Annotated in this window: 25 protein-coding genes and 2 pseudogenes; 18 read left to right on the top strand and 9 right to left on the bottom strand. The window is 63.9% G+C overall.

Going from position 1 to position 26232, the window contains the following annotated elements; translation table 11 throughout:
• Nucleotides 1-49: 49 nt before the first annotated feature.
• Nucleotides 50-583: a type 1 glutamine amidotransferase domain-containing protein gene (locus tag CCONF_RS04510; RefSeq protein ID WP_290225670.1), complete on the bottom strand. Its 534-nt coding sequence runs from the start codon at nucleotides 581-583 to the stop codon at nucleotides 50-52.
• Between the two features lie 272 nt (nucleotides 584-855).
• Between CCONF_RS04510 and CCONF_RS04505 the strand changes: the two genes are divergently transcribed.
• The 3 genes from CCONF_RS04505 to CCONF_RS04495 are packed head-to-tail and all read left to right on the top strand — an operon-like array spanning nucleotide 856 to nucleotide 4014.
• Nucleotides 856-1281 carry a lactococcin 972 family bacteriocin gene (locus CCONF_RS04505; protein WP_290225666.1) on the top strand — a complete coding sequence of 142 codons (426 nt, stop codon included), beginning with the start codon at nucleotides 856-858 and terminating at the stop codon, nucleotides 1279-1281.
• A 5-nt stretch (nucleotides 1282-1286) separates the two neighbouring features.
• Nucleotides 1287-3293 carry a bacteriocin-associated integral membrane family protein gene (locus CCONF_RS04500; protein ID WP_290225664.1) on the top strand — a complete coding sequence of 669 codons (2007 nt, stop codon included), beginning with the start codon at nucleotides 1287-1289 and terminating at the stop codon, nucleotides 3291-3293.
• Nucleotides 3280-4014 (top strand): ATP-binding cassette domain-containing protein, encoded by a 735-nt coding sequence (locus CCONF_RS04495; protein ID WP_290225662.1) that lies wholly within the window; start codon nucleotides 3280-3282, stop codon nucleotides 4012-4014. The genes CCONF_RS04500 and CCONF_RS04495 overlap by 14 nt, the downstream gene beginning before the upstream one ends.
• On the opposite strand, the pseudogene CCONF_RS04490 reads toward CCONF_RS04495, so the two are convergent.
• Nucleotides 4011-4371, bottom strand: a pseudogene (locus CCONF_RS04490) (uracil-DNA glycosylase family protein). The gene CCONF_RS04495 and the pseudogene CCONF_RS04490 overlap by 4 nt on opposite strands.
• 41 nt (nucleotides 4372-4412) lie before the next feature.
• Here CCONF_RS04490 and CCONF_RS04485 point away from each other — a divergent pair.
• The 4 genes and pseudogenes from CCONF_RS04485 to CCONF_RS04470 all read left to right on the top strand — a co-directional run bounded on the left by CCONF_RS04485 (nucleotide 4413) and on the right by CCONF_RS04470 (nucleotide 7896).
• On the top strand, nucleotides 4413-5075 hold the full coding sequence (locus CCONF_RS04485; RefSeq protein ID WP_290225660.1) for a pyroglutamyl-peptidase I: 663 nt from the start codon (nucleotides 4413-4415) through the stop codon (nucleotides 5073-5075).
• Nucleotides 5076-5220: 145 nt separating this feature from the next.
• Nucleotides 5221-5469 (top strand): annotated as a pseudogene (locus tag CCONF_RS04480) (hypothetical protein); the annotation flags it as partial.
• A 178-nt stretch (nucleotides 5470-5647) separates the two neighbouring features.
• A complete protein-coding gene (gene cmtR, locus CCONF_RS04475) occupies nucleotides 5648-6007 on the top strand; it encodes a Cd(II)/Pb(II)-sensing metalloregulatory transcriptional regulator CmtR (RefSeq protein WP_290225658.1) in 360 nt (119 codons plus the stop codon).
• A complete protein-coding gene (locus CCONF_RS04470; protein WP_290225656.1) occupies nucleotides 6004-7896 on the top strand; it encodes a heavy metal translocating P-type ATPase in 1893 nt (630 codons plus the stop codon). The genes cmtR and CCONF_RS04470 overlap by 4 nt, the downstream gene beginning before the upstream one ends.
• 362 nt (nucleotides 7897-8258) lie before the next feature.
• On the opposite strand, the gene ychF is transcribed toward CCONF_RS04470, so the two are convergent.
• Nucleotides 8259-9344, bottom strand: coding sequence for a redox-regulated ATPase YchF (gene ychF / locus CCONF_RS04465; RefSeq protein WP_290225653.1), 1086 nt, complete (start codon nucleotides 9342-9344; stop codon nucleotides 8259-8261).
• A 127-nt stretch (nucleotides 9345-9471) separates the two neighbouring features.
• Between ychF and CCONF_RS04460 the strand changes: the two genes are divergently transcribed.
• From CCONF_RS04460 to CCONF_RS04450, 3 genes are all read left to right on the top strand, one after another.
• Nucleotides 9472-10848: an AI-2E family transporter gene (locus CCONF_RS04460; protein ID WP_290226251.1), complete on the top strand. Its 1377-nt coding sequence runs from the start codon at nucleotides 9472-9474 to the stop codon at nucleotides 10846-10848.
• A 35-nt stretch (nucleotides 10849-10883) separates the two neighbouring features.
• Nucleotides 10884-12002: a DNA recombination protein RmuC gene (locus CCONF_RS04455; RefSeq protein ID WP_290225651.1), complete on the top strand. Its 1119-nt coding sequence runs from the start codon at nucleotides 10884-10886 to the stop codon at nucleotides 12000-12002.
• 119 nt (nucleotides 12003-12121) lie between these two features.
• A complete protein-coding gene (locus CCONF_RS04450) occupies nucleotides 12122-13006 on the top strand; it encodes a DUF6542 domain-containing protein (protein WP_290225649.1) in 885 nt (294 codons plus the stop codon).
• A 107-nt stretch (nucleotides 13007-13113) separates the two neighbouring features.
• On the opposite strand, the gene CCONF_RS04445 is transcribed toward CCONF_RS04450, so the two are convergent.
• On the bottom strand, nucleotides 13114-14100 hold the full coding sequence (locus CCONF_RS04445; RefSeq protein ID WP_290225646.1) for a 4-hydroxy-3-methylbut-2-enyl diphosphate reductase: 987 nt from the start codon (nucleotides 14098-14100) through the stop codon (nucleotides 13114-13116).
• An 85-nt stretch (nucleotides 14101-14185) separates the two neighbouring features.
• Here CCONF_RS04445 and xseA point away from each other — a divergent pair, with 85 nt between their 5' ends.
• The 3 genes from xseA (at nucleotide 14186) to CCONF_RS04430 (ending at nucleotide 16190) form a co-directional block, all read left to right on the top strand.
• Nucleotides 14186-15427: an exodeoxyribonuclease VII large subunit gene (gene xseA / locus CCONF_RS04440; protein ID WP_290225643.1), complete on the top strand. Its 1242-nt coding sequence runs from the start codon at nucleotides 14186-14188 to the stop codon at nucleotides 15425-15427.
• A gap of 50 nt (nucleotides 15428-15477) precedes the next feature.
• Nucleotides 15478-15759, top strand: a complete 282-nt coding sequence (locus tag CCONF_RS04435) for an exodeoxyribonuclease VII small subunit (protein ID WP_290225641.1) — start codon at nucleotides 15478-15480, stop codon at nucleotides 15757-15759.
• Between the two features lie 71 nt (nucleotides 15760-15830).
• The gene (locus CCONF_RS04430; RefSeq protein ID WP_290225639.1) at nucleotides 15831-16190 is read left to right on the top strand and encodes a hypothetical protein; all 360 of its coding nucleotides are present in this window, start codon (nucleotides 15831-15833) and stop codon (nucleotides 16188-16190) included.
• On the opposite strand, the gene CCONF_RS04425 is transcribed toward CCONF_RS04430, so the two are convergent.
• Nucleotides 16171-16767: a DUF4245 domain-containing protein gene (locus tag CCONF_RS04425; protein ID WP_290225637.1), complete on the bottom strand. Its 597-nt coding sequence runs from the start codon at nucleotides 16765-16767 to the stop codon at nucleotides 16171-16173. The two genes, CCONF_RS04430 and CCONF_RS04425, sit on opposite strands and share 20 nt — an antisense overlap.
• A 216-nt stretch (nucleotides 16768-16983) precedes the next feature.
• On the opposite strand from CCONF_RS04425, the gene glpX reads away from it, so the two are divergent.
• From glpX to CCONF_RS04400, 5 genes are all read left to right on the top strand, one after another.
• Nucleotides 16984-18003, top strand: a complete 1020-nt coding sequence (glpX, locus tag CCONF_RS04420; protein WP_290225635.1) for a class II fructose-bisphosphatase — start codon at nucleotides 16984-16986, stop codon at nucleotides 18001-18003.
• Between the two features lie 114 nt (nucleotides 18004-18117).
• Entirely contained in the window at nucleotides 18118-19518 is a 1401-nt protein-coding gene (locus tag CCONF_RS04415; protein ID WP_290225632.1) for a class II fumarate hydratase, read from the top strand.
• Nucleotides 19519-19613: 95 nt separating this feature from the next.
• Entirely contained in the window at nucleotides 19614-20141 is a 528-nt protein-coding gene (locus CCONF_RS04410; protein ID WP_290225629.1) for a hypothetical protein, read from the top strand.
• Between the two features lie 98 nt (nucleotides 20142-20239).
• Nucleotides 20240-20869, top strand: a complete 630-nt coding sequence (locus tag CCONF_RS04405) for a TetR/AcrR family transcriptional regulator (protein ID WP_290225626.1) — start codon at nucleotides 20240-20242, stop codon at nucleotides 20867-20869.
• Nucleotides 20863-22422, top strand: coding sequence for an MDR family MFS transporter (locus CCONF_RS04400; RefSeq protein ID WP_290225624.1), 1560 nt, complete (start codon nucleotides 20863-20865; stop codon nucleotides 22420-22422). Before CCONF_RS04405 ends, CCONF_RS04400 begins: the two co-directional genes overlap by 7 nt.
• Before the next feature lie 170 nt (nucleotides 22423-22592).
• Here CCONF_RS04400 and CCONF_RS04395 read toward each other — a convergent pair whose 3' ends face one another.
• The 4 genes from CCONF_RS04395 to CCONF_RS04380 form a co-directional block, all read right to left on the bottom strand.
• Nucleotides 22593-23144: a GNAT family N-acetyltransferase gene (locus CCONF_RS04395; RefSeq protein ID WP_290225622.1), complete on the bottom strand. Its 552-nt coding sequence runs from the start codon at nucleotides 23142-23144 to the stop codon at nucleotides 22593-22595.
• Between the two features lie 81 nt (nucleotides 23145-23225).
• A complete protein-coding gene (gene phoH2 / locus CCONF_RS04390; protein ID WP_290225620.1) occupies nucleotides 23226-24599 on the bottom strand; it encodes an RNA 5'-3' helicase PhoH2 in 1374 nt (457 codons plus the stop codon).
• Nucleotides 24600-24851: 252 nt separating this feature from the next.
• Nucleotides 24852-25421, bottom strand: a complete 570-nt coding sequence (locus CCONF_RS04385; RefSeq protein ID WP_290225618.1) for an LGFP repeat-containing protein — start codon at nucleotides 25419-25421, stop codon at nucleotides 24852-24854.
• A 120-nt stretch (nucleotides 25422-25541) separates the two neighbouring features.
• Nucleotides 25542-26228, bottom strand: coding sequence for a LysR family transcriptional regulator substrate-binding protein (locus CCONF_RS04380; protein ID WP_290225616.1), 687 nt, complete (start codon nucleotides 26226-26228; stop codon nucleotides 25542-25544).
• Nucleotides 26229-26232: the final 4 nt, after the last annotated feature.

Raw genomic sequence — 26232 nt, 5'->3', positions numbered from 1 at the left:
CCCGGCCGCGGAAGCAAGGTTCCGGCGACCGGGCATCGTCAAGCAGGGCTTAGTGCTGTCCCTCTGCAATCTCCTCGACCAACTTGTCGTTGAAGGCCGGCAGATCGTCCGGCGTGCGGGAGCTCACCAGCCCCTGGTCGCAAACGACCTCGTCGTCGACCCAGGTAGCGCCCGCGTTGCGCAGGTCAGTCTGCAGGGACGGGAAGGAGGTCAGGGTGCGGCCCTTGAGTACATCCGCGTCCGCAAGGATCCAGGCGCCGTGGCAGATGACGCCGAGCGGCAGGTAGGCATCGACGTGCTTGCCCACCAGCTCAACCGCGTCCTTGTCCATGCGCAGCGTATCCGCGTTGCCGGTGCCGCCGGGCAGGATGATGCCGTCGAAAGACTGCCCCTTGGCCAGGGCCGTGGTGGTATCGACGTCCACCTTCGTACCATTCTTGCCCTCGATGACGCCGCCCTTCGGGGCGATAATCCTCACGGTCGCGCCCGCGTTCTTCACGGCCTCGACCGGGGAGGTCAGCTCCGAATCCTCAAAGCCGTCAGTCGCGATAACCGCAACGGTCTTGTTGGACAGATCAGCCACAACAATCACTCCTTGAAATTCGAAAGTAACTTACGGCCCCCGATCGTAGGCGCCCTTTTTCGTTCTTGCAGAAGCCCTCCGTACGCGGTGAATTCAAGACAAAACGAACCGGAGTCGGCAACCGCCCTACCAGCCTAAGTCCCACCAAGCCAAAGGCGTGCGAAAAGTACCGATTAAATTAGAAAACTGTTTCTATTCCTATTTTTATTCACCTGCAGTAGTCTTCCTTTTGAGGCAATCCCGCCTCATTTCCTCTCTCAAGGGAGACTGTTATGACCCCCAAAAAGCGCACTCGGCAGTTTGCAGCGCTGCTGATTGCCTCTGCTCTGAGCGTTTCCGTATCTAACTCAGCCGTTGCTTCCGCAGAAGAATTCCAAGACCACGGCGCCAAGGGAGGCTTTGCTTCCGGTGTGATGGCCGAGCTACTCGGCGAGGCAGCACCAGCCTTCACAACCTACTGGGCATCTGTCGGCCGGAAAGTTCGCTACCCTGCAGGTGGCGGTACCTGGGAGTACGGATTCTGGGACGCTAAGGCGCGTTCTTATTTCACCGTGAATCGGTGCCATACTTCGACTGTGATCGTCAACGACAGAAGGCAACGAAGCATCAACACCCGCGGCGGCCAGAAGTCGATCGCCGAGCTTTGGGCAACGAATTTGCCGGGCACTAAGGACAGCTACTACTACAACTTCTGCTAGAACTCATGCGCATTCGACCCCTAGTACTTGGGCTTTTGAGCCTACTTCTTGCTGCAGTCATCGCGACTACTGGGTGGCTGCTGACAGCCCTGGTTGACTCCACCAAGCCCTTGTCCTTAGGGGTCGAATCAACCTTTAGTCTTGACTACGTCGAGCCTAAGACTTCACTCGCGGAGGAACTTGAGTCAGACTACGCACCGACGGTAATCCGTAACTCACTGGTTTCATTGGCCGAGCAGAACGGCTACTCCATCTACCGGCTGACTGGCACCGATGACGCAAGCGGGACTTCCCACGAGGTTTTCATCCCGCTGGAGCAAAATTATCCAGCACCGGAACGCATTCCCCGGCTCAACCGGCCGGATGCCTTGAGCCAAGCGGCCAGTGAGCTTGGGTCGCTGGATTACCACGGTGACTACGTCTTGGTTCCCAAAGCAACGGGTGGCAATGCGAACCACTTCTACGAATCGGCCAGGAATGACGGGCTCAGGCTAAGCGAAAAGACGCAGTTCCTTCACCTCATCCAATCGGTCGTATTCCGCCTGCCCGCGTTGGTGGCGATCCTGTTTCTATTTGTCGTTTCCCTTTTTGCCCTGGTATTTGTTCTTCGGGTTTCCGGTCTTAGATTGGCAGCGCTGCGCACAATAAATGGCGGGCACCGCAGTCAAAAAGGCAATTGGCGGCAATGGACCTTTGTCATCCTCCCGCACCTAGTTCTCATTGGCCTTGCGAGTACATTCCTCGCCCGCCAAGGGAGCTATTCTTTTGCCCTCCTGTTCCTCAGGTTCTACGCCGCCGGGATAGGCTTGGCCCTGGCTACCACCGGTTTGGCCGTAGCCGTCACCGCCCCATTGTTGCGCCGCGCAGTAGCGCTGCTGGGGCAGCGTGCCCCCGCAGAGAAGGCGGCGGGAAAAGCGCTGAAAGTAATTTCGGTCTTTACCTGCGTGACCTTTGTAGCAGCGGGTCTTAGCTCAGCGGCTGCGCTCCGCTCCTACCAGCAGGAATCCGAGGCCCAACAGACCTGGAAATCTCTCGCGGAGTTTGGAGCCTTGCATTTTTCAGCCAACTTCGACGGCCCTGCTGGCCGCGTGGAAGAAGGCGAGCTCTTGCCGCCCAGTGTGCAGCAGAACTTCCGCGACTTCGCGCTCAGCTGGGAACGGGAGCACGGGGCTGTCCTCAGCCATACTTTGCCGAAAGAAGCTACCGGTGTGCCGGACTCCTGCCCCGTGGCACTTGCTAACCGCCAATGGCACGATCTGCAGGATTATCAGTTCCGTCCCGGAGACGACAACCACTCGGTCGACTATTCCGCAGCCCAAGAGCATTTCGCAGCTTCCGTGGATCTGTGGGCTCAGGAATCCGGCGACCTGCTCCTTAAATCTGCGCAAATTGGTCCGGTCAGTGCCGATCATGCGGTCGGATTCATTAGTGGAACAATGTCGGGGGAACTGGTTCCCGGCGATTGTTTTTACGTGCTTGAAACGGACGATCTATCCGGCTTCGACGCTGACTTCCTAAGCTCCACAGCTTCGAGTAAAAATTTGCTCTTCGCGGATTTCTCGGAACTGGGTCCAGAACTTACCGCTGCCGGCCTCGAAGGCTACGTCTACCCGGTACACGCCGCCGATCGCGGTCTGGCCGAACTAGTAGCCAGCACGGCGCTGTTCTGGCTGAGTATCCTGAGCGCCCTCGGGGCTTTGCTCGCCACGCTTGCGGCCTTGATAGTCCAGGCGCGCATCCAGCTCCGAGTTCACCGTCGCCTCCTGGTACTCCTCCACAGCGCTGGGCAATCACCGGACAAAACGATGTGGCGACTATTCAAAAGCCAACTGGTCAGCCTGACTGTTGTCGTCATATTGTCCGTCCTGGCTCCGCTACTGCTTCCCAACCCGTTCCTCTACACCTTCACTGCGCTAAGCTGCCTTGTCTTAATCGTCTACCTCGGTTTTGTCCGTCTCAGTATTTCTCAGCACATGTCCGCCTCCCCTAGGAGTCACAATGTCATTGGCTAGCCCCAATCAGTCCCCCACTCTGCCGCCGGAGATTTCCACCTCTCATCTCTGTCTCGCCGCGGAGTCGACTTTTTCTGTGGGGCGCAGCACGCGGACGGTGAAGAAGTCCCTCGTGGAAAATGCAACGTTTTCCCTATCCGGGCCGGGCTTTGTGGCCATGTCCGGGGCCAGCGGTTCCGGAAAGACTTTGCTGCTCAACACCTTGGCCGGGCTCCTGCAGCCGGCGGGCGGTCTCATCCGGATAGACGGTGAGAATGCCTCCGCGTGGAAGATGAAGCGGAGGCGGAGGTTCTGGCGAGAACGCGCGGCGATAATCCACCAAGACCACGGAATCATTCCGGAATTGAGCTGCGAAGATAACCTCACCCTCGGGCTACCCAGGAAGCAATACTCCAAAGAAGAATTGCTGCACTCCCTCCGCGAAGTCGGTCTTCAAGTCCCCCTCGATGGGCCGGCAGCAATTCTCAGCGGAGGCGAGCAGCAGCGGCTGGCCATCGCCCGAGCCCTACTCCGCGGCGCGGCTTATGTCTTCGCGGACGAGCCGACCGCCTCCCTCGATCCCACGAACCGCGACCAAATTATCGCGCTCCTGCGGCGAGCTGCAAACGGGGGCGCACTCGTATTGGCCGCCACGCACGATGCCGCAGTTATTGCCGCCGCTGACTACATCTTGCGCATCAAAGATTGCCAGGCCGCAGTCTCCGGCTCCGCGCGGGATTAAATCTCGATGCCCGCGGCCTTGGCCACCTTCCGGTACCCGGCCGCATGGTCCGCGACGCTAGCGTGGCCGTTGAGTCCACTCGGGTTGTCGAGTCCAAACAGGCGGGTGCCCTCCCACGGCGAGTTCTGCTCCCCGACGGCCGCCTTGGGCAGGCTAAAGGCCTTGCGGTAGGCGGTAATCCCCAGCACGGCCACGCCCTTCGGGTGGTGTGTGCTAGCGATGTCGTCCAGGCGCACCGGTCGCTGCGGTCCACAGGCTCGGGTTGATGCCGACGAACAACAAGCGCAGCGGCTCCGGCAGAAGATCCGGCACGGTGGCGCGGCGATAGGCGGCCAGTTCTTCTTGGCTAAAACGCATGAGCCCCAGGCTAGTCCCGGAAGCCACTAGACTTTGGCACCATGCCTTCCCTGTTGGTCACCGCCTTCGGCCCGTTCGGGCCGAGCTCTTACAATCCGACGCGCGCGGCATTGCCGGGCATCGACAGCGCGCTTGCCGATGCCGCCGCCGTCACCACCGCCGTACTGCCCGTGGAGTTCGCCGCCGCGCGGAGGCAATTGCGCGAGCTCATCGCAAGCCAGAGTCCGGATTTCGTCGTGTGCTTAGGCCTGGCGGAATCGCGCCGGGCGCTATCAATAGAAAAGGTGGCGGTCAACGTGATGGCCGCGCGCATCCCGGACAACGCCGGTGCGCAGCCGCTAGATGAACCGGTCTGTGCCGGGGCGCCGGCGGCGTATTTTTCTACCCTGCCGGTGGCCGGCATGGCCGCGGCGGTGCGCCGAGAAGGTGTGCCCGCGGAGGTCTCCTACAGCGCAGGCACCTACGTGTGCAACACCGCCATGTTCACGGCCCTGCACGCCACGGCCGGAACGCCCGCCCGCGCCGGGTTCATTCACGTGCCTCAGGCCCTCGGCGCGGAATCCCTCGCCACCGGAGCGCTCACCACGGAAGGACTAACGCAGGACGACATCACGGCCGGCATCGTCGCTGCCTTGCGGGCACTGGTGACGGGTGTTGCCAAAAGAGAGGACAGTACACCTCCGCTCGCTGGTCCCGTGGATTAGGACACCGGCCACACATAAAAATCCGGCCCAGGAGCACACTGCCCCGGGCCGGAAAGCATCCAGGCTTAGACGTTGAACTTAAAGTCCACGACATCTCGTTGCAAAGTTACTCTCTCGTTAACACCATCAAACGGAGTGCTATCCAATGAGAACGTTCGGCTTCTTAAGCTTCGGGCATTACGCCTTCGGTGGCTAGCGCGGGCCATCTGCGGAAAAGATCGCCAAGACTCATCTGGAGATCGCCCAGGCTGCGGACGAAATCGGCGTGAACAACGCGTCCTTCCGCGTCCACCACTTCGTGCCACAGGCTTTCGGCCATAAGGGCGAAGCGCCCAACGGCACGGACGTGGCACGCGCCCACCTCGAGGCGTTCATGGCCACGGTGGACGACAACGTGAAGATCTTGGATAACTTCGCCAAGCACCGCGCCCCCGCGTTGGGTTGGCAGCCAGACCGCAAAAGCCCAGTTACCGGCTACCCCATCGACTAATTTCTGCAGGTCGCAAGCCCTTCGCTCCAATGCCAGTTCAGCACGTGATGAATAGTTCAGCAAATAATGTATAATTCAGCACATGCTGACTATTGCTTCACGTCTCGACGTCATGAACCGGCTCGGCCGGGCCATGGCAGATCCGACGCGCTCCCGAATCCTGATCACCCTACTCGACGGCCCGAGCTACCCGGCCGTGCTTTCGCGCGACCTGGACCTGACCCGCTCGAACGTCTCGAACCACCTGACCTGCTTGCGCGACTGCGGCATCATCGTCGCCGAGCCAGAGGGCCGCAAGACTCGCTACGAAATCGCCGATCCGCACCTCGCGACAGCGCTCAACGCGCTAGTGAACGCGACGTTGGCTGTCGACGAAAACGCCCCGTGCATCGACCCTGAGTGCTCGGTGCCCGGATGCGGCGTGAAAGGAGCGGACGCATGAGCTCGGCGTGTGGATGCGAACACGAACCCGACAAGGAGATCGAAGATCTCGATCGGCCATGGTGGAAGGACCCCGAGCTGCTGCTACCGATCTTCTCCGGCGTAGCCCTCGGCATAGGGCTAGCGCTGGACTGGTCCGACTTGGAGACGCCTGCGACAGTACTGTTCTGGGTCGGCCTGCTGCTAGGGGCGTATACGTTCGCGCCCGGCGCGGTCCGGAACCTTGTCACGAAGCGCAAGCTCGGCATTGGCTTGCTGATGACAATCAGCGCGGTCGGCGCGGTGAGCCTCGGATTCGTCGGAGAGGCCGCGGCGCTAGCGTTCCTGTACTCGATCGCCGAGGCACTGGAAGACAAGGCGATGGACCGGGCCCAAGGCGGACTGCGGGCACTGTTGAAGCTGGTACCGCAGACCGCGACGGTGCTGCGCGACGGCACAGCGGCCGAGGTCGCAGCGAAGGACCTCGAGGTTGGCGAGCTAATGCTCGTGCGCCCCGGGGAGCGGATCGCCACGGACGGCATCATTCGGTCTGGGCGCTCCAGCCTTGACACCTCAGCGATCACCGGAGAATCCATTCCGGAGGAGGTTGCGCCCGGCGACGAAGTGCCTGCGGGAGCGATCAACTCCGCCGGGGTGCTGGAGGTCGAGACGACCGCAGCTGGAACGGACAACTCGCTGACCACACTCGTGGACCTGGTCGAGCAAGCGCAGGCGGAAAAGGGCGACCGCGCCCGGATCGCCGACCGGATTGCCCAACCCCTAGTGCCCGGGGTGATGATCCTGGCGGTGCTGGTCGGAGTGATCGGCTCGCTCCTGGGTGACCCTGAGACGTGGATCACCCGTGCGCTGGTAGTCCTGGTCGCAGCCTCGCCGTGCGCGCTGGCAATCTCCGTGCCGCTGACAGTCGTGGCCGCGATCGGCGCGGCCAGCCAGTTCGGAGTGATCATCAAGTCCGGCGCGGCGTTCGAGCGACTCGGCGGCATCCGTCACCTGGCAGTAGACAAAACCGGAACCCTTACCCGCAACCAGCCTGAGGTTACCGGAGTGGTCCCGGCAGACGGATTCGATCGGACGCAGGTGCTTTCCTTCGCGGCGGCAGTTGAGCAGCAATCGACACACCCCCTCGCCGCGGCGATCGCGGCAGCGGGGTCCGAAGCGCCCACCGCCTCGGACATCAGCGAGGAAGCTGGGCATGGCATCGGTGGCACCGTCGAAGGCCGACGGGTGCTGGTGGGCAGCCCCCGATGGATCGACGCCGGGCCACTGAAAGCGGACGTTGAGCGCATGGAGTCCGAGGGCCAGACCTGCGTCCTGGTCACCGTCGATGACGCTCTCGCCGGGGCGATCGGGGTCCGCGACGAGTTGCGGCCCGAGGTGCCCGAAGCGGTGCAGGCCCTGCACGCCAACGACGTGGAAGTAAGCATGCTCACCGGCGACAACACTCGCACCGCCCGGGCGCTGGCTGAAATCGCCGGTATCGACGACGTGCGCGCCGAGCTTCGCCCGGAGGACAAGGCAAGCATCGTCGCCGAATTCTCCTCCAAGACGCCGACGGCGATGATCGGCGACGGTATTAACGACGCGCCGGCACTCGCGGGCGCGACGGTGGGCATAGCGATGGGAGCGGCCGGCTCTGACGCCGCGATCGAGTCCGCTGACGTCGCCTTCACCGGCCACGACCTCCGGCTGATCCCGCAGGCTCTGCAGCACGCCCGCCGAGGCAGCAGGATCATCAACCAAAACATCATGCTGTCTCTGGCCATCATCATCGTGTTGATGCCGCTGGCGATCAGCGGCGTGCTGGGCCTGGCCGCCGTCGTGTTGGTTCACGAGGTCGCCGAAGTCATCGTGATTTTGAACGGCCTGCGGGCTGCGCAAACGAAGCGCTGAGCCACACTTTTAATGTTGAGCTTCACCGACACGGTCCGCGACTACCTGGGCAGTGTGTTTGGCAAAGGGACCCACCCATCAGTGTTGCCGTGACGTCGCCGGTCCAGTTGCCGTAACCGGCTAGATGCAGATTCTCCACTTCAGGTTCGCGGCCGCGCATAAGGTGGCGGAATGAGCCAAGTGCCGGACGGAAACCGGTGCACCAGATCAGGTGGTCGTGGTCGAGCTCGCTCAAGCTATCGACGATGGGGGTAGCGGTGAGCTGACCGGAGTTGCGGAGCTCACGTAGATGAGGAAGCGCGACAATGTCCCCGAGATTCGGGCCGGAATCGCCGCCGAGAATCCGGCGGCGGCTGCCCGCGTTAAACGTTGAACTTAAAGTCCACGACGTCGCCGTCCTGCATAATGTAGTCCTTGCCTTCCTGGCGGACCTTGCCGTGGTTGCGGGCCTCGGCCATGGAGCCGGCGGCATCGAGGTCCTCGAAGGAGACGATCTCAGCCTTGATGAAGCCCTTCTCGAAGTCGGAGTGGATAACGCCGGCGGCCTGCGGGGCGGTATCGCCTTGGTGGATGGTCCAGGCGCGGGATTCCTTCGGGCCGGCCGTCAGGTAGGTCTGCAGGCCGAGGGTGTTGAAACCGGCCTTGGCCAGGGTCTGCAGGCCCGGCTCGGTCTGGCCGACGGACTCGAGCAGCTCGAGGGCCTCGTCGTCGTCCAGCTCCAGCAGCTCGGTCTCGGTCTTGGCATCTAGGAAGACGCAGTCGGCCGGGGCAACCAGCTGGCGCAGCTCTTCCTTCTTCGCCTCGTCGGTCAGCACCTCCTCGTCCGAGTTGAACACGTAGAGGAACGGCTTCGCCGTCATCAGGTGCAGTTCCTTGAGCAGATCGAGGTTAACCTTGCCGTCCTTGGCGGCGGCGAACAAAGTGGTGTCGTCCTCCAAGATCTCCTGGGCCTTCTTGGTCTCCTCGACGGTCTCGGCCAGGTCCTTGTTCTTCTTGGCTTCCTTCTCCAGCCGCGGCAGGGCCTTTTCGATGGTCTGGAGGTCGGCCAGGATGAGCTCGGTGTTGATGACCGAAATATCGCTGGTCGGGTTGACCTGGCCGTCGACGTGGATGACGTTGTCGTCGGAGAAGGCGCGCACAACCTGACAGATGGCGTCGGCCTCGCGGATATTGGACAGGAAGGCGTTACCCATGCCTTCGCCCTCGGAAGCACCCTTGACGATGCCGGCGATGTCTACGAAGGAAACCGTCGCCGGCAGAATGCGCTCGGAGGAGTAGATTTCCGCCAGGCGGTTCAGGCGCGCATCGGGAAGCTCCACCAAGCCCACGTTGGGCTCGATGGTGGCGAACGGGTAATTCGCCGCCAAGATGTCGCTGCGGGTCAGGGCGTTAAACAGCGTGGACTTGCCAACGTTGGGCAATCCGACAATTCCTAATGTAAGACTCACGTGCCCAATCCTAACGCACCTGGGGCCGGGAGCCGACAGCCGGTTGCAGGTATTTCCCATTCTTAAGCCCTTTTAAGGCAAGATAGTGAACGTGAGTTCTCAAGAAGATGAAGCCGCCAACCCGGCCATAACCTCCGCGGAGGGCCAACATAATTTACTGAAGTCGGTCTCTCCCCACCCACCGGGCGACCAGGTCGACCGCTTGGTCGTTCTCGGGCACTACATCCGCAGCACCGCCCTGTGGTCGGTGCGCGTCTTCGTCATTGGGCTGCTCGTGTACGCCCTCGGCTGGCTCATCGGCAGCTTCTGGCAGGGGATCCTGCCGGTCATTCTGGCGCTGATCGTTTGTACGGTGTTGGCACCGTTTGCCGGCTGGCTGCGTCGCCACCGCTTCCCCGCCTCCCTGGCCGCGGCGATTACCATGCTGACCTTCGTGGCGCTGGTCGGTGGCCTCATCGCGTTCATCGCACCGGATTTCGCGCGCCAGTCGCAGTCGCTGTACCTGCAGACCGTCGAGGGCATCCAGCGCCTGCAGCTGTGGGCGCAGGGGCCGCCGCTGAACCTGGACAGCGACGACATGGGCCAGTACATCGACGACATTGCCTCCTGGCTGCAGGCTCAGGCCGGCGACATCGCCGGCTCCGTGTTTAACGGCATCGGCACGGCGACCTCCCTGCTGATCACTCTGGTGATTGTCACCGTGCTAACGTTCTTCTTCCTTAAGGACGGGCATAAATTCCTGCCCTGGCTGCGCGAGAGCGTCGGCCGCCGTGCCGGCTGGCACCTGACCGAGCTGCTCACCCGGGGCTGGAACACACTGGGCGGGTTCATCCGAGCCCAGGCGCTGGTCTCTGGCATCGATGCCATCTTCATCGGCGGCGGCCTCGCCATTATCGGTGTGCCGCTGGCGATGGCCCTGGCGATCATCACCTTCATCGCCGGGTTCATCCCGTTCATTGGCGCCATCGTGGCGGGCGCGCTGTCCGTGACCATCGCCCTGGTCTCTCTGGGCTTTACCGAGGCCCTCATGGTGCTCGGCCTGGTCCTGCTGGTTCAGCAGCTGGAAGGCAACGTGCTCTCGCCGTGGCTGCAGGCCCGCGCGATGAGCCTGCACCCGGTTATCGTCCTAGTCTCCGTCACGCTGGGTTCGGCGCTCTTCGATCTGGTAGGCGCCTTCCTCGCCGTGCCCGCCGCGGCGATGATCGCGGTAGCCTACCGCTACGTCCAGGACATCCTCATGCTGCAATCCGGCGAGAAGACCACCGACGACGTCGAGTTCTCCACCATGGCCGGCTACCTCGTCGGCCGCGTCAAGCAAGAGCAGGGCCTGCGCCAGCGCCAGGATTGGCGCGAGGAAGCCCCCGAGCCCGACGGCGCGGACGTGAGCGAATTGGTCGATCTGAGCTCCCCGCCGCCGGAGTACGAACGCCCGGCGGCCCGCACCGGCATCCGAAAGCTGAAGAACAAAATCGCGCGGATGTTCGAAACACGGGAGGAATCTTAAGGCTTCCGTCCGCCGGGTGTGCGAAGTTAGAAGGCATGAGTACTTCCACGCTCGCCACGGTTGCCTTTCTTCTCATCAGTGTGGCACTCGGCGCGGTCCTAGGGTGGCTCGGGCACTCCCACTGGCAGCGCCGGCAGCCCACCGTCGCCACGACCGGCCCCAGCGCCGCCGAGCAACAACAGGCCGCCCTGCAGGCCTCCCAGCAGCGGCGCGCCGACGTCGCCGAATCACTAGCTCCCCTGGAAAAGGCCATGGACCGCCTGGGCCTGCACCTGCGCGAGCTGGAGGCTGACCGCGCCAGCGAGTTTTCCTCCCTGCGCGGCCAGGTCCAGGCGATGATGCGCACCTCTACCCGCCTGTCCGACAGGACCGACCAGCTGGTCACCGCGCTGCGCTCGCCCAATGTGCGCGGCCGGTGGGGCGAGATTCAGCTCGAGCGCGTCGTCGAGCTGGGCGGCATGGTCAAGCACGTGGACTTTAACCCGCAGGTCTCCGCCCACTTTGGCAGCCACCAAGTCCGCCCGGACCTATTGATCCACTTGTCCGGCGGGCGCCACATCGTCGTCGACGCGAAGGTGCCGTTTAGCTCCTACCTCGACGCGCTGGAGGCCCAGGACCCCGAGGAACACGCGGCCTTCCTGCGCCACCACGTCCACCAGATGCGCAACCACATCACCACGCTGGCGGGCAAGGACTACATCGAGGCCTTCCAGCCCACCCCGGAGTTCGTGGTCCTCTTCGTGCCCGCGGATCCCTTCTTGGACGCCGCTCTCAGCGTGGACCCCGAGCTTTTGGAGTTCGCCTTCTCCCGCAACATTGTCATCGCGACCCCCACCACGCTGTTCGCCCTGCTGCGTACCGTGGCGCTGGGCTGGCGGCAGGAGGATCTCTCAGACAAGGCCCGGGAGGTCCAGCGCCTGGGGCGCGAGCTCTACAGCCGGGTCAACACGGTGGGCGAGCACTTCAACAAGGTGGGGCGCAACCTGGAAAAGGCGGTCGATGCCTTCAACTCCACGCTGGGTTCCTTCGACAGCCGCGTCATGGTCACCTCCCGACGGCTCGCGGAGATGGACATCCCCGCCCGCACGGACAAGCACCCGCCACAGATTTCCCCGGTGGAGTCCTCCCCGCGCCACGCCGCCGAGTCCGACTAGCCTTTTACACCCCGCCTGCTGCCGGCTCCGGCCCGAAAACTCCGGCCTGCCTGGGAGACTTAGGGCACGCGGCTAAATGATTCCCAGGACACGATGGGCGGCAGGTAGAATAACGCCCCGTGTCACATGCGAACGCTTTTCATAAAACCCAGGCTCGAACGGCCCGCGGTGGGCTGCCGCTCGGCATGGCCATTGCTATCGTCGCTGCGGCTTTGACCACCGGGCTTCTCCTGTCCCTGCTCTTCGGGGACCTGGGCTGGCCGTACCTGCTCTGTTACATCGTTAGCGTTCTGGCTGTCACCTGCACCGTGGCCCCGCGGGGGTTGTACCTGACCGTGGCCACCTCCCCACTGCTTTTCACCGTCTTCACGCTGCTCTGCGGCTGGCTGGTGACCCAGGGAAGGGCCAACGAGGGGGCCTCGGCGTTTTCTACTACCGCCCTGGTCACCGGCGCCTTCCCCTTCCTGGAACACTTCATTCCGTTCTTCCTGACCACGCTGGCGTCCATCGCCATCATGGCCTTCCGGCTGTGGCGGCTGCGTTCTAACGCCCGTACGGAAAGCGAGAAAGCCCAGGTCGCCCGCCGGGCGGAGGCCGCCGCCGACAAGCGCAATCGTGACACCAGCGCCCGAGCCCGCGAACGCAGCAGCCGGCTCACCGTGGCCGAGCTCATCGCGCGCAACGAGGAGCAAAAGCGCCGCGCCCAGGCTGCCAATATCCCGCTGGGCCGCACGTTTGGGCAGGGCTCCGAGCAGCCCGCCCCGCGGGGTGGCCGCGTCCGCGAGCGCGACCGCGAACAGCGCCGGCAGGAGCAGGCCAACCAGCAGGCCTACCGCCCGAATCCCAACCGCCGCGCCGGCGGGCCGGGCTCCTCCCTTCCCCGCTACGGCGAGGCCACCAGCCGGCCGGCTGAGAGGTCGCGCCAGTACCCGCCGAAGTCTAAGGCCCAGGCCCGCCGTGTGCGGCCAATTCCCTCCCGCGACGACAACCTCTACGAGGACTAGGCGAAAGGCTAGGCGCGCCAAGATATACACAAGCGGCGAGGCGGTCACTTGCTTTCACGTGACTGCCTCGCCGCTTTACTTGTGCCCCGGTTATGGGGAGACGGGGTTTAAGACTGGTTGGCCGCGGTTTCCTTGGCTACCTTGGTTCGAGCCGGGCGCAGCTCGCGCGGGAGGGCGAACTGGATGGTCTCGGTGGTGGTGGTTACCTGCTCCACGTCGCTGTAGCCGCGCTCGTCGAGGTACTCGAGCACCTCGCGCACCAGCAGCTCCGGCACGGAGGCGCCACAGGTCACGCCGACGGTCTGCACGCCGTCCAGCCAGGACTCGTCGATCTCCTTGGCGAAGTCGATCAGGTGCGACTCCTTCGCGCCCGCGTCCAGGGCCACCTCAACTAGGCGGACCGAGTTCGAGGAGTTGCGGGAGCCGACCACGATCATCAGGTCGCACTTGGGGGCGATGGCCTTCACCGACTCCTGGCGGTTCTGCGTGGCGTAGCAAATATCGTCTGACGGCGGGTTCTCCAGGTGCGGGAAGCGCTCGCGCAGCTTGTTGACGATGGTGATGGTCTCATCGACCGACAGGGTGGTCTGGGACAGCCACACGAGCTTTTCGTCGTGGAGGAACTCCGGCAATTCCGCCACGCCTTCCACGCCGTCGACCAGGTGGGTGATCTCCGGGGCCTCGCCGGCGGTGCCTTCAACCTCCTCGTGGCCCTTATGGCCCACCAGGAGGATGTGGTAGCCGTCGCGCTCGAAACGCTGGACCTCCTTGTGCACCTTCGTCACCAGCGGGCAGGTCGCGTCCAGGGTCAGCTGGCGGCGCTGCTGCGACTCCTGGCGGACGGCCGGGGAAATGCCGTGTGCCGAGAAGACCAAATGCGCGCCCTCGGGGGCCTCCGATGCCTCGTCGACGAAGACCACCCCGCGCTCGGCCAGGGATTCTACCACGTAGCGGTTGTGCACAATCTGCTTGCGCACGTAAATCGGGGCGCCGTATTTCTCCAGCGCCTTTTCTACCGTCTCCACCGCGCGGTCCACACCGGCGCAGTACCCGCGCGGGGCCGCGAGAAGCACATTCTTTCCAGCATCAGTCATGCCCCCAGAATAACGAAACCCACTGCAGAACAATAGACTGGGTGCAAACGCCTATAATCACGGGAGAACGGGAGGAAGCTCACACATGAACGCACCGGCGAATACCCCGGATACTCCGTGGCCGGTGGGCAAGGTCAATGACCAAGTCAAAGGGTGGATCGAGCGGCTAGGCTTCCTCTGGGTCGAGGGCCAGCTGACCCAGATCAACGTCAAGAACACCTGGAAGCTGTCCTACTTGACCCTGCGAGACGTCGAGCAGGAAAAGTCCGTACAGTTAACCTGCCCCACCAACCTGGTCCGCTCCCTGCCGACCCCTCTGAAAGACGGCGACCGCGTCATCATCCGCGGCAAGCCGGCCTTCTACGCCGGCCGCGGCAGCTTCTCGCTGTGGACCACGGAAATCCGCCACGTCGGTCTGGGCGAGCTGCTCGCCCGCATCGAGATGCTGCGCAAGCAGCTGGCCGCCGAGGGGCTTTTCGATCCGGCCCGCAAGAAGCGCCTGCCCTACCTGCCGGGCAAGGTCGGCCTGATTACCGGGCGCGGTTCGGCGGCCGAACGCGACGTCATCTCCGTGGCCCAGGACCGCTGGCCCGCCGTCCAGTTCCGGGTCATCAATACGGCCGTGCAGGGCCGCTCCACGGTCCCGGAGGTCATCGACGCCCTGCAGCAGCTGGACCGGGATCCGGAGGTAGACGTCATCATCATCGCCCGCGGCGGCGGCTCGGTCGAGGACCTGCTGCCGTTTTCCGAGGAGGCCCTGCAGCGCGCCGCGGCGGCCGCGGCCACCCCGGTGGTCTCCGCTATCGGCCACGAGCCGGACAGCCCGGTGCTCGACAACGTGGCCGACCTGCGGGCGGCTACCCCGACGGACGCGGCCAAGCGCGTCGTGCCCGACGTCATGGAGGAAAAGGCGCTGATCAACGAGGCCCGTCAGCGCATGGCCGGGGCGCTGCGCGGCTGGGTGGACAACCAGCGCCGCGGCCTGGCCAATATCCGCTCCCGCCCGGTGCTGGCCGATCCCCTCTCCCCAATCACGGCGCGCCGCGAGGAGATCGACCGCGCTCGCGCCACCATGCGCCGCGACGTCAATTACCTGCTGGACCGCGAAAACAACCGGGTCAGCGCCCTGCGCGCCCAGGTCTCGGCGCTAGGGCCAGCAGCGACCCTGCAGCGCGGCTACTCCGTGGTCCAGGTCCTGCCCCGCGACGGCAGCGGGCCCGAGGTGGTCACCTCCTACCAGCAGTCCCCGCCCGGCTCGCAGCTGCGCATCCGCGTCGCCGACGGTTCCGTCACCGCCGCGGCGATGGCCGCCAAGCCGGCCGACTAGCCAGAACCTAAATATCGCAACTTACGCCCCACTAAGAAAGGCAGACCAGTATGAACGAAGACACCATCGGCACCGGCCAGGCCGGCGACGACGCTTTCCCGCCCGTGGAGAACCTGACCTACGAGCAGGCCCGCGATGAGCTCATCGAGACCGTCAAGATTTTGGAGCTCGGCCAGATGAGCCTGGACGAGTCGCTGAAGTACTGGGAGCGCGGCGAGGCTCTGGCCAAGGCCTGCGAGTCCCACCTCGACGGCGCCGCCCGCCGCGTGGAGAAAGCACTGGGCAACGACCCGGATGCGCAGGGCGAGGGCTCTTCTTCCCCGGCAGAATAGGCCCCGCGTTAAGACGTGAGTCTGTAAAGCTAGCTAGTTAGAAAAGATAGAGAAGATAGAAAGGCACCACGTTGCAGATTTATGGTTACCCGGGCGAACGCGTCGACTTCGTCTCCGCCTCCGGATCGGCCGGGGCAATCTTTTTTGGTGATTCCCGCGCGCTGGTCGAGGAATTCTTCGGCCCGCCCCACCAGGCGGCCGGCGACGTCATCAGCTATTTCAACGGCACGATCGCGCTGACCTTCGAGGATGGCGGCGTCGCGGACGTCATCGTCAAGCCGCACCTGAGCCGGGAGAAGATCGATGTCTTCCAGGCCAAGGAGAAGCTGACCGGCCTGACCCAGAACGAGCTAGCTCAGCTGGCCCAGGGCCCGGGCGTGAGCGTGGAATTTACCGACCGGTTGGAGACCGTTACTTTTGCTCGCCGCTAGGCGCGTCTGCCTCGGCGACGGGCTCGGCGGCCACAATGGCAGAAATGAGGGGGCGGTAGTCGGCATCGTTAGCAGAACCAGAGACCAAAAGCCGCACGTCGCCTAGGTCAGCGGCCCACAGGTCGCGGACGTCGTTGTCGTCGCTGGTGTAGATCTCCACGGTCTGGCCGTCGATCTCCGTGGTGTCGGTCAACTCGCGGTAGTTGCCGTCGTAGCCGCGGCGGGCCTCGTCGTATCCGACGGTGGTCTGGGTGGCCTGGAGGTAGCCCTTCTCAGCGGTGACGAAGCCGACGATGGGGGCCGGCTCTCCGGCGACCTGGCCGCGGCGGGCGGAGTTGGCGTACCAGCCGTCAGGCAGCTGCGGCAGGCGGGCCGGCACGCCGGTGGCCTGGGTCTCCATGCGCAGGAAGTTCTCCGCGTCCACCTCGGTAACCTCGGCATGCGGCGAATCCTCCGGGTTGACCGTACACAAGCCGGTCGCCCCGACGACCGCCAGCATCGCGATGACGGTCACGCCCAGCGACAGGATCATGTCCTTGCCGCCCTCGAAAAGTTTGGGTTTATTCTCTGCAGCCACGCCCTCCAGTATGACAGTTGCCAACGCGATAAGAAAAACCCTCTGCCCGCCCGCAGCGCCCGCCGGGCCCGCGCCAACTCGCGCGGATCTTCCCACTTTCGGGGGCGTTTGCCCACAGGTGGGGCGTACTGCGGGTGGAAATGGCTATCGGCGTGGATAATAGAGGGTGGATAATTTTCACATCCTCACAGCATTAAAAGGAAGGTAATCCCCTCGATGTCGAATTCTCACGCTGGATCCCCGGAGGCGCCAGATCGCAACCTAGCCATGGAGCTGGTACGGGTGACCGAAGCCGCCGCCCTGGCTTCGGGCCGGTGGGTTGGCCGCGGGCAGAAGAACGAAGGTGACGGCGCCGCCGTGGACGCGATGCGCAAGCTCATCAACTCCGTGTCCATGAAGGGCGTCGTGGTCATCGGCGAGGGCGAAAAGGACGAGGCCCCCATGCTCTTCAACGGCGAAGAGGTCGGCACCGGCGAGGGCCCGGCGATGGACATCGCGGTGGACCCGGTCGACGGCACCCGCCTGATGGCCGAGGGCCGCCCGAACGCGATTTCCGTCATCGCCGCTGCCGAGCGCGGCACCATGTACGACCCCTCGGCCGTGTTCTACATGAAGAAGATCGCCGTCGGCCCGGAGGCCAAGGGCCACATCGACATCAGCGCCTCCGTCGAGGACAACATCAACGCCGTGGCTAAGGCCAAGAAACTGCGCCCGTCGGACATCACCGTCGTCGTGCTGGACCGTCCGCGCCACGAGGACCTAATTTCCCAGATCCGCGCCGCCGGCGCGAAGGTGCGCCTCATCATGGACGGCGACGTCGCCGGCGCCATCGCGGCCGCCCAGGACGGCAACTCCATCGACATCATGATGGGCATCGGCGGCACCCCGGAGGGCATCATCACCGCCTGCGCCATGAAGTGCATGGGCGGCGAAATCCAGGGCCAGCTGTGGCCGAAGGACGAGCAGGAGGCAGAGAAGGCCAAGGCCGCGGGCCACGACCTGGACCGCGTGCTGACCAACGACGATCTGGTCTCCTCCGAGAACTGCTACTTCGCCGCCACCGGCGTGACCAACGGCGACATGCTGCGCGGCGTGTCCTACCGCGCCCACTCGGCCACCACCCGCTCGCTGGTGATGCGCTCGAAGTCCGGCACCATCCGCTACATCGACTCGATCCACCAGATGTCAAAGCTGCGGGAATACTCCGTGGTCGACTACTCGGATCCGAACGAATAAACCGGACATACTCATCACAGCCACCCTCCCGCGTGCTTTTTGTCATACTGGAGGGTGGCTGTAACGCAGTTTTCAACAGCTCAATTAATCCAACTTAAGGAAGACGAGGTTTACATGACTGAGTACCGCATCGAACACGACACGATGGGCGAAGTTCAGGTCCCGAAGGACGCCCTGTGGCGCGCCCAGACCCAGCGCGCAGTGGATAACTTCCCGATCTCCGGCCGTGGTCTCGAGTCCGCGCAGATCCGCGCCCTCGGCCTGCTGAAGGCGGCCTGCGCCCAGGTCAACAAGGACTCCGGCGCCCTGGATGCGGACAAGGCTGACGCCATCATCGCCGCCGCCAAGGAGATTGCTGACAACCAGCACGACGATGCCTTCCCGATCGACGTTTTCCAGACCGGCTCCGGCACCTCCTCCAACATGAACACCAATGAGGTTATCGCCTCCCTGGCCGCGAAGGCCGGCGTCGAGGTCCACCCGAACGACCACGTCAACATGGGCCAGTCCTCCAACGACACCTTCCCGACCGCCACCCACGTGGCGGCCACCTACGAGGCGGTCAACGATCTCATCCCGGGCCTGGAGGTCCTGCACGAGTCCCTGACCAAGAAGGCACAGGAGTGGAAGGACGTCGTCAAGTCCGGCCGCACCCACCTGATGGACGCCACCCCGGTCACCCTGGGCCAGGAGTTCGGCGGCTACGCCCGGCAGATCGAGCTCGGCATCGAGCGCATCAAGGCCACCCTGCCGCGCCTGGGCGAACTGGCCATCGGCGGCACCGCCACCGGTACCGGCCTGAACACCTCCGCCGACTTCGGCGCGAAGGTCACCGAGGAGCTCAAAAAGCTCACCGGCTTGGAGGAGCTGCAGGAGGCCCACAACCACTTCGAGGCCCAGGCCGCCCGCGACTCCCTGGTGGAGTTCTCCGGCGCCATGCGCACCGTGGCCGTGAGCCTGTACAAGATTACTAACGACATCCGCCTGATGGGCTCCGGCCCGCTGACCGGCCTGTCTGAGATCCACCTGAAGGATCTGCAGCCGGGCTCGTCGATCATGCCGGGCAAGGTCAACCCGGTCCTGTGCGAGACCGCCACCCAGGTCTCCGCCCAGGTCATCGGCAACGACGCCGCCGTTGCCTTCGGCGGTTCCCAGGGCCAGTTCGAGCTCAACGTCTTCATCCCGATGATGGCGCGCAACGTGCTGGAATCCGCCCGTCTGCTGGCCAACACCGGCCGCGTCTTCGCCGAGAAGTGCGTCGACGGCATCACCGCCAACGAGGAGCGCATGAAGACCTTCGCTGAGTCTTCCACCTCGATTGTTACCCCGCTGAACTCCGCCATCGGCTACGAGAACGCCGCCAAGGCCGCCAAGCACGCGCTCAACGAGAAGATCACCGTCCGCGAGGCCGTCATTGACCTGGGCTTCGTCGACGGCGAGAACCTCACCGAGGAGGAGCTGGACCGCCGCCTGAACGTGTTGGACATGGCCAACACCGATCGCGACAACTTCTAAGGCTCCGCCAGAGCATAATCGCCTAGAGCTTCAACGCTCACCCACGCCTCCTACCGGTCCCAATCGGGCCGGTGGGAGGCGTTATGCTTTTTGTCATGCCTGCCGATACCTTCACGCGCTACCGCGAGTCCCGCCGTACCCGCCGCCGCCTCATCCTCGCCGGGGTGGCAGTAATAGTGCTCGCGCTACTTGCCGCCGTCGCCGCCTACCTGTTCAGGCCGGCCCCCAGCGAGCCGGAGCCGTTTTCCCTCCCCGCTGCCCGCGACGACGCGGCCGGCGACTTCGACCTCAACACCGAGCCGGGCGCCGCTTCTGCCCGCGGCATGTTTTACGGCGAGCTGAGCGAGGACGGTTCCGGCGAGGGGTCCTGGACCGCGGTCGCCGCGCTGACCGGGAACACGGGGATCGTGACCTACCCGGATAAGAACTGTCAGGTCTACCTCTTCGATCCGGAGGCCGACGGCGCCCGAGTCTCCTACGACGCCGAAACCCTCGCCGGGCGGTGCGAGGCAGAGGGCACCTGGTCTTTTGAGCCCGCCGACCACGGCGTGCGCGCGACCTATACCCCGCGCGATAAGGCTGCCGATGCCGGCCTGGTCCGGGGCACGATGACCGCCGAATAGGCCAGGATGTAACGCCGGCCATAATCGGTCGAGAGTTTTCAAAGAATCATAGTCATTGCACCTGGTGCAAACTTGCACCGCGTGTAAAGTTGCACTCCATGCAAGACGATGACTGTGTAGGACTGCGTGAACAGAAGCGCCGCAAGACGCGGCGCCGGATCGAAGACTCCGCCACCAAGCTCGTGGACGAGCACGGCTTCGCGGCGGTAACGGTAGAAGAGATCTGTGAGGACGCCGGCATCTCCCGGCGGACCTTCTTCAACTACTTCGACTCCAAGGCCTCGGCGGTCATGGGCAGCCCGTCTCGGGAATTCTCCCCGGAGCTGACCGAGTGGTTTTTGACCACCCCCACCGACAACGTTCTGGAGCTCAGCCTCACCCTCATCGCTAAACACGTAGACGATCACTACGACAGCCCGGAAATCCACGCGCGCCGGAAAAGAATTGCCCAAGACAGCGAGGCAGCCGCCGAGTCCTTCGCCCGCAAGCAGGCCAAGGCCCAGGAGCTGCGCGAGCTGATCGAGAAGCGCTTGGAAAAGACCCCGGGCGACCAACAAGACCCGAGTATGTCCCCGCGGTGCGAGGCCACGCTCATCGCATCTCTGCTTCGGGAGTCGCTGTGGCTGGTGGCCACCGGGGACTTCTACTCCACCGATAAATCTTTGACGGAGAATCTCCGTCGTTCTGCTCAAATTATTACTTCGTATGCGAAAGGCCTGGCATGGTAGTTGCAAACCCCCACGCGGGTAAAAAGAGCGCCGACAACCTCGGGCTCATCTTCAGCGCGCTCGTGCTGACAATGTTGATGTCTTCGCTCAGCCAGATGATCTTCTCCGCCGCCCTGCCCACCATCGTGGGCGAGCTCGGCGGCGTCGACCACATGAGCTGGGTTATTTCCTCCTTCCTGGTCACCATGACCATCGCTATGCCGATTTCCGGCAAGCTGGGTGACCAGATGGGTCGTAAGTGGATCTATATCGCCGGTACCTTCACCTTCGTCATCGGCTCCACCATCGGCGGCTTCGCCAGTTCTATGGCGCTGCTTATCATCGGCCGCGCCGTCCAGGGCTTCGGCGCCGGTTTCATGATGATTTCCTCCCAGGCCATCGTGGCCGAGGTGACCTCCGCCCGGGAGCGCGGCAAGTTCATGGGCATCATGGGCGGCGTCTTTGGTCTGTCCTCCGTGCTAGGCCCGGTGCTGGGCGGCTGGTTCACCGACGGCCCCGGCTGGCGCTGGGGTATGTGGATGAACATCCCGTTGGGCATTTTGGCCGTGGGCGTGAGTATCGCCGTGCTCCACCTGCGCGTCGGTGAGAAGAACCTGCAGAAGTTCGACACCCTGGGCGCGACGTTCATCGCCGTCACGACCGCCAGCCTGATCCTCATGACCACCTGGGGCGGCACCGAGTACGAGTGGTCCGATCCGATCATCCTGGGGCTTGCCGTCACCACGGTCATCGGCGCCATCCTGGTCGTGCTGATTGAGCTGCGCGCGGCCGAACCGCTCATCCCGATGCACCTGTTTAAGAACCGCAACATGGTGCTGACCACCGCCTCCGGCATGGTCCTGGGACTGGCGATGTTCGGCGTGCTAGGTTATATGCCCACCTACCTGCAGATGGTCCACACCCTCACCCCGACCGAGGCGGGCCTGATGATGATCCCGATGATGGTCGGCCTCATCGGCACCTCCACCGCGGTGGGCTTTATCATCTCCCGGACGGGCCGCTACAAGATCTTCCCGATCGTCGGCCTGACGATTACCGCCGGCGCCCTCTACTGGCTCTCCCGGCTCACCGTGGATACCTCCCTGACCCAACTGGGCGTGCGTTTCCTGGTCTTCGGCGTCGGCCTGGGCCTGGTCATGCAGGTGCTGGTCCTCATCGTCCAGAACTCCTTCCCGCTGGCACAGGTCGGCACCGCGACCGCGGCCAACAACTTCTTCCGCCAGATCGGCTCCGCGCTGGGCGCTTCCCTGGTCGGCTCCATGTTCATCCACAACATGCAGGATGAGATGGCCACCCGCCTGCCCAAGGCCTTCGTCCAGATGGGCGAGCAGGGCGCGGCCATGGCCCAGAAGTTTAGCGAAAACGGCGGCGGCGCCAACTCCCTGACCCCGGGCATGGTCGCCAACCTGCCCGGCCCAGTTCAGGACGCCATCCTGAACTCCTACAACGACGGCCTCACGCCCGTCATCCTGCTGATGGTGCCGATGGCCATCGTCGCCCTGCTGCTCCTGCTGCCGCTGCGCGAGGAGCAACTCAAGGAGACCATCTCCTAAAACCCTTACCTACTCCCATGCCAACGATGTCCACCCACCGCCGCACTGCATACCAGCCGCGGCGCGGGTGGCCATTTTTGTCTTTCCGTCTCCGCCACAGTCGGTACCTAAAACAAAACGCGCCCCTACCGGAGTAGGGCCGCGTGGCGTGCAGTAGCGGTTGAGTGGAACTAGTCCTCAGCGGGCGCGGTGCCCGGCGTTTCCGGCTTCGGCAGCAGCTTTTCGTAGACGACGGTGTCGCGCCACTGGCCGGCGAGCTCGCCGTAGGTCATCTTCGCCAGATGGGAGTAGGTGCCCACCTTGGCGAAGCCGCGGGACTCGTGCAGCTTGGCCGAGCCGGTGTTCTCCGGGAAGATCCACGCGTGGATGGCCCACTTGTGCAGCTCCTGGCAGACCTCAATGAGCTTGTCCAGCAGCGCGCCAGCCACGCCCCGGCCCTGGGCCGAGGGATCGACGTAGATGGAGTCTTCCACCACGCCGTGGAAGACGGAGCGGGAGGAAATCGGGGCAGCCGAAACCCAGCCGACGACCTTGTTGTCATCGTCTTCCTCGACGGCGACGAAGACGGTGGACAGGATCTTGGCGTTAGTGAATTGCTCGAGCGACAATGCCGTCGTTTCATACGTGGCGTGGCCCGTGTTCAGGCCTTCCTCGTAAATATGCATCATCTGCGGGTAATCGTTTGTCCGGAATGGACGAATGTTGAACGACTTTTTAGACATGCTGTCCATTATTCCTTGCAGTTGTTTTTGCGCGCTAGTCGGTTTCCCAAAACCGCGTTTCGAGCCGATTCACCAGCGCTTTTAGTGATCACCTTCGAGCAAATCCGTGACCAGTTCCGCGATGGCGGAACGCTCGGAGCGCTGCAGAGTCACGTGCGCGAACAGCTCGTGGCCCTTGAGCTTTTCGATGACGGCCTGCACGCCGTCGTGGCGGCCGACGCGCAGGTTATCGCGCTGGGCGACGTCGTGGGTGAGCACGACGCGGGACCCCCGCCCCAGGCGGGAGAGCACGGTGAGCAGGACGTTGCGCTCCAGCGACTGCGCCTCGTCCACGATGACGAAGGAGTCGTGCAGGGAGCGGCCGCGGATGTGGGTCAGCGGCAGAACCTCGATGAGCTCGCGGTCGAGCACCTCATCCATGACGTTCTCGGAGACCAGCCCGTCCAGGGTGTCGTAGACGGCCTGCGCCCACGGGTTCATCTTCTCCGACTCGGAGCCTGGCAGGTAGCCCAGGGACTGGCCGCCGACCGCGTACATCGGGCGGAAGACCACGATGCGACGGTGCTCGCCGCGCTCCAGCACGGCCTCCAGCCCGGCGCACAGCGCCAGCGCCGACTTGCCGGTGCCGGCCCGGCCGCCGACGGAGACGATGCCGACGGAGTTATCCAGAAGCAGGTCCAGGGCGATGCGCTGCTCCGCCGAGCGGCCCTGCAGACCGAAGGCGTTGGCGTCGCCGCGCACGACCTGGACGGAACCGTCCGTGGCCACGCGCCCCAGCGCCGCCTGCTGGCCGGCCCACAGCTTCACACCGCAGTGCACCGGCAGCTCTGCCACGGGCGTGCCCTCGCGGGTGCGGACGTCATCAATCACGACTTCCCCATCGCGATAGAGTTCGTCAATCACCTCGCCCGGCACGGCGGCGTCCGCCATCCCGGTGTAGCCGGTCAACACGACGTCCTGCGCGTGGTACTCATCCGCCGGCAGACCCACGGCCCCGGCCTTGACGCGCAGCGGAACATCCTTGGTCACCAGCACGGTCTCCTTGCCCTCGTGCGCCAGGTTCAGCGCGCAGGCCAGAATCCGATGGTCCCCCTCCGGGCCGCGGAAGGCGGCCGGCAGCAGGGACTGGTCCTGGTGGTTCAGCTCCACCCGCAGGGTGCCGCCCTCCTCGTTGGCGGGTACCGGCTGGTCCAGGTGGTCATAGGTGACGCGCAGCTGCTCCAAATGACGAAGAGCCTGGCGGGCGAACCAGCCAAGCTCTGGGTGATGACGTTTTCCTTCCAGCTCCGAAATAACAACAACCGGCAGCACGATGTCGTGCTCGGCGAATTTCTTCAGCGCCCAGGGGTCGGACAACAGCACGGAAGTATCCAGAACATAAGTCTTGGTCTTAACGGAACCGTCGAGGTGGGCGTCGGTAAGCGGAAGGGTGGAGGTCGTGGTCGGATAGGTCATGGCTTTAAGGTGCTCCCTTAAAAATTGGCGGTCAATCACGAACCAGTGGTGCCCGGCCCGTGCGGACACCACCCAATGTAGGCCGGCTAGGTTGAAATTACATGGGTGAAAGATGAACTTTAGTCAAACTAGCCGCGACATCGCGGCCACCCCCTTCCCTAACGATCACGAAACCCGCGGGGCCGCGGCCAGAATTGCCGCCGCTTCCCGCGGGTAGTGCATCAGCGCGCCCGGAGAAGGCGCGGCTAGATATTAGTCGTTGACGTCGATGTCAGCCTCGTACTGGCCGTGGTCATCGTCGTAGTCCCACTCGATGGTGCCGTTGGTGAAGCTCTGCTTCCAGCCCTCGAAGCCGTCGTCGTCATCGTCGTCGCGCTGCTCCGGAGCGGTCGGCAGACCGACCTTGCTGTCGACGCCGCCCTCGGCGGTCCAGGTCTCAGCGATCTTGCCAATAACCGGCTGGGCACCGGTTTCCTCGGAGTAAGCCAGCAGCTTGTCATCGTCGAAGGTGGCGACGGAGCCGTTCTCGCCCTCGGTGATGTCCTTCGGCTCGCCCCACTCGGAGGTCTTGTCCTCGATAGCGGAAGCGAACTCAGCCGGAACTTCCTTCTCACCGGCGGCGGTGGTCACGGCCTTCTTGTCGCCGTTGGAGCCCTTGTCGTCGGCGCCGTCATCGTTGGAGCCAGTGGCCTCGTTAGCGGCGGAACCAGCGGCGTCCTTAGCGTCGTTGGCAGCGTTCTCCGCGTCGGAGCACGCAACTACACCGAAGGACAGGGTGGCAGCTGCCAAGCCGGCAACAACACGACGAGAAATCTTATTCATGGTTGCTCCTTAATTTCGTTGATATATACGCTTTAACAGCAACTTCCACCGTAAGAATCCATCCAGAGTTTTTCAACAAATATCCCAATTTTTAGCCAGAAATTATGGGATATCCGCTAACTATTTACGTCGTTTATGCCGGTCAGGGGATTTCTTACTTTTTGGTAACGAACGCGCGGCCGCCCTCCGCGCTTGCTTGGCCTTGGCCTTCTCGCGGGCGCTGCGCTTCGGGCTTACCTGCCGCGAGGAGTTTTTCGTTCGGCCCTTCGCCACGCCCACGAAGTCCTGGATGTCGTCGGCGTCGCGGTACTTCCTCCACACCAGGCAGATCTCCGTGCGCGGCACCTCGGCATCCACCAGCCCCAGCGGCACCACCTGCTTTTTAGACAGCACTTTCAGCAGCGGCCGCGGGGCAATAACGATGCCCACGTTGGCGCCGACCACCTGCAGCCCGGCGCGCACGGCTTCGACATCCACGAGCCCGGAATCCGGGATGCGATAGTTGAGGTACTCGTCCGCGACGTCTTCCGCGCGGACGTCCTCACCGACCTCGGCGTAGACCGAGTCCTTGGGAACCGCCACGCCGGGGGCCTCGGCGTACAGGCGCACCACGTGGAAGGAGCCGTCGATGCGCTCATCCCCGCGGGCCGGCACCCGCGCCAGCGCCAAATCCGCTCCCCCGTCGAGCAAGGTGGCAAGCGCGTCGTCCGCGTCCAGTGTTTCCAGTCCCCCGTGGGCGGTGCTTTCCCGGAACCGACGAAACCACTTTCCCGGCTCCGTGCCGGTGGCAAATGCTAGGCGCAACATGGTC

Origin of the sequence: Corynebacterium confusum (assembly GCF_030408715.1) — a bacterium.
Taxonomy (GTDB): Bacteria; Actinomycetota; Actinomycetes; order Mycobacteriales; family Mycobacteriaceae; genus Corynebacterium; species Corynebacterium confusum.
Note: the sequence above shows the minus strand (reverse complement) of the source record. Positions and strands in the feature narration are given on the sequence as shown.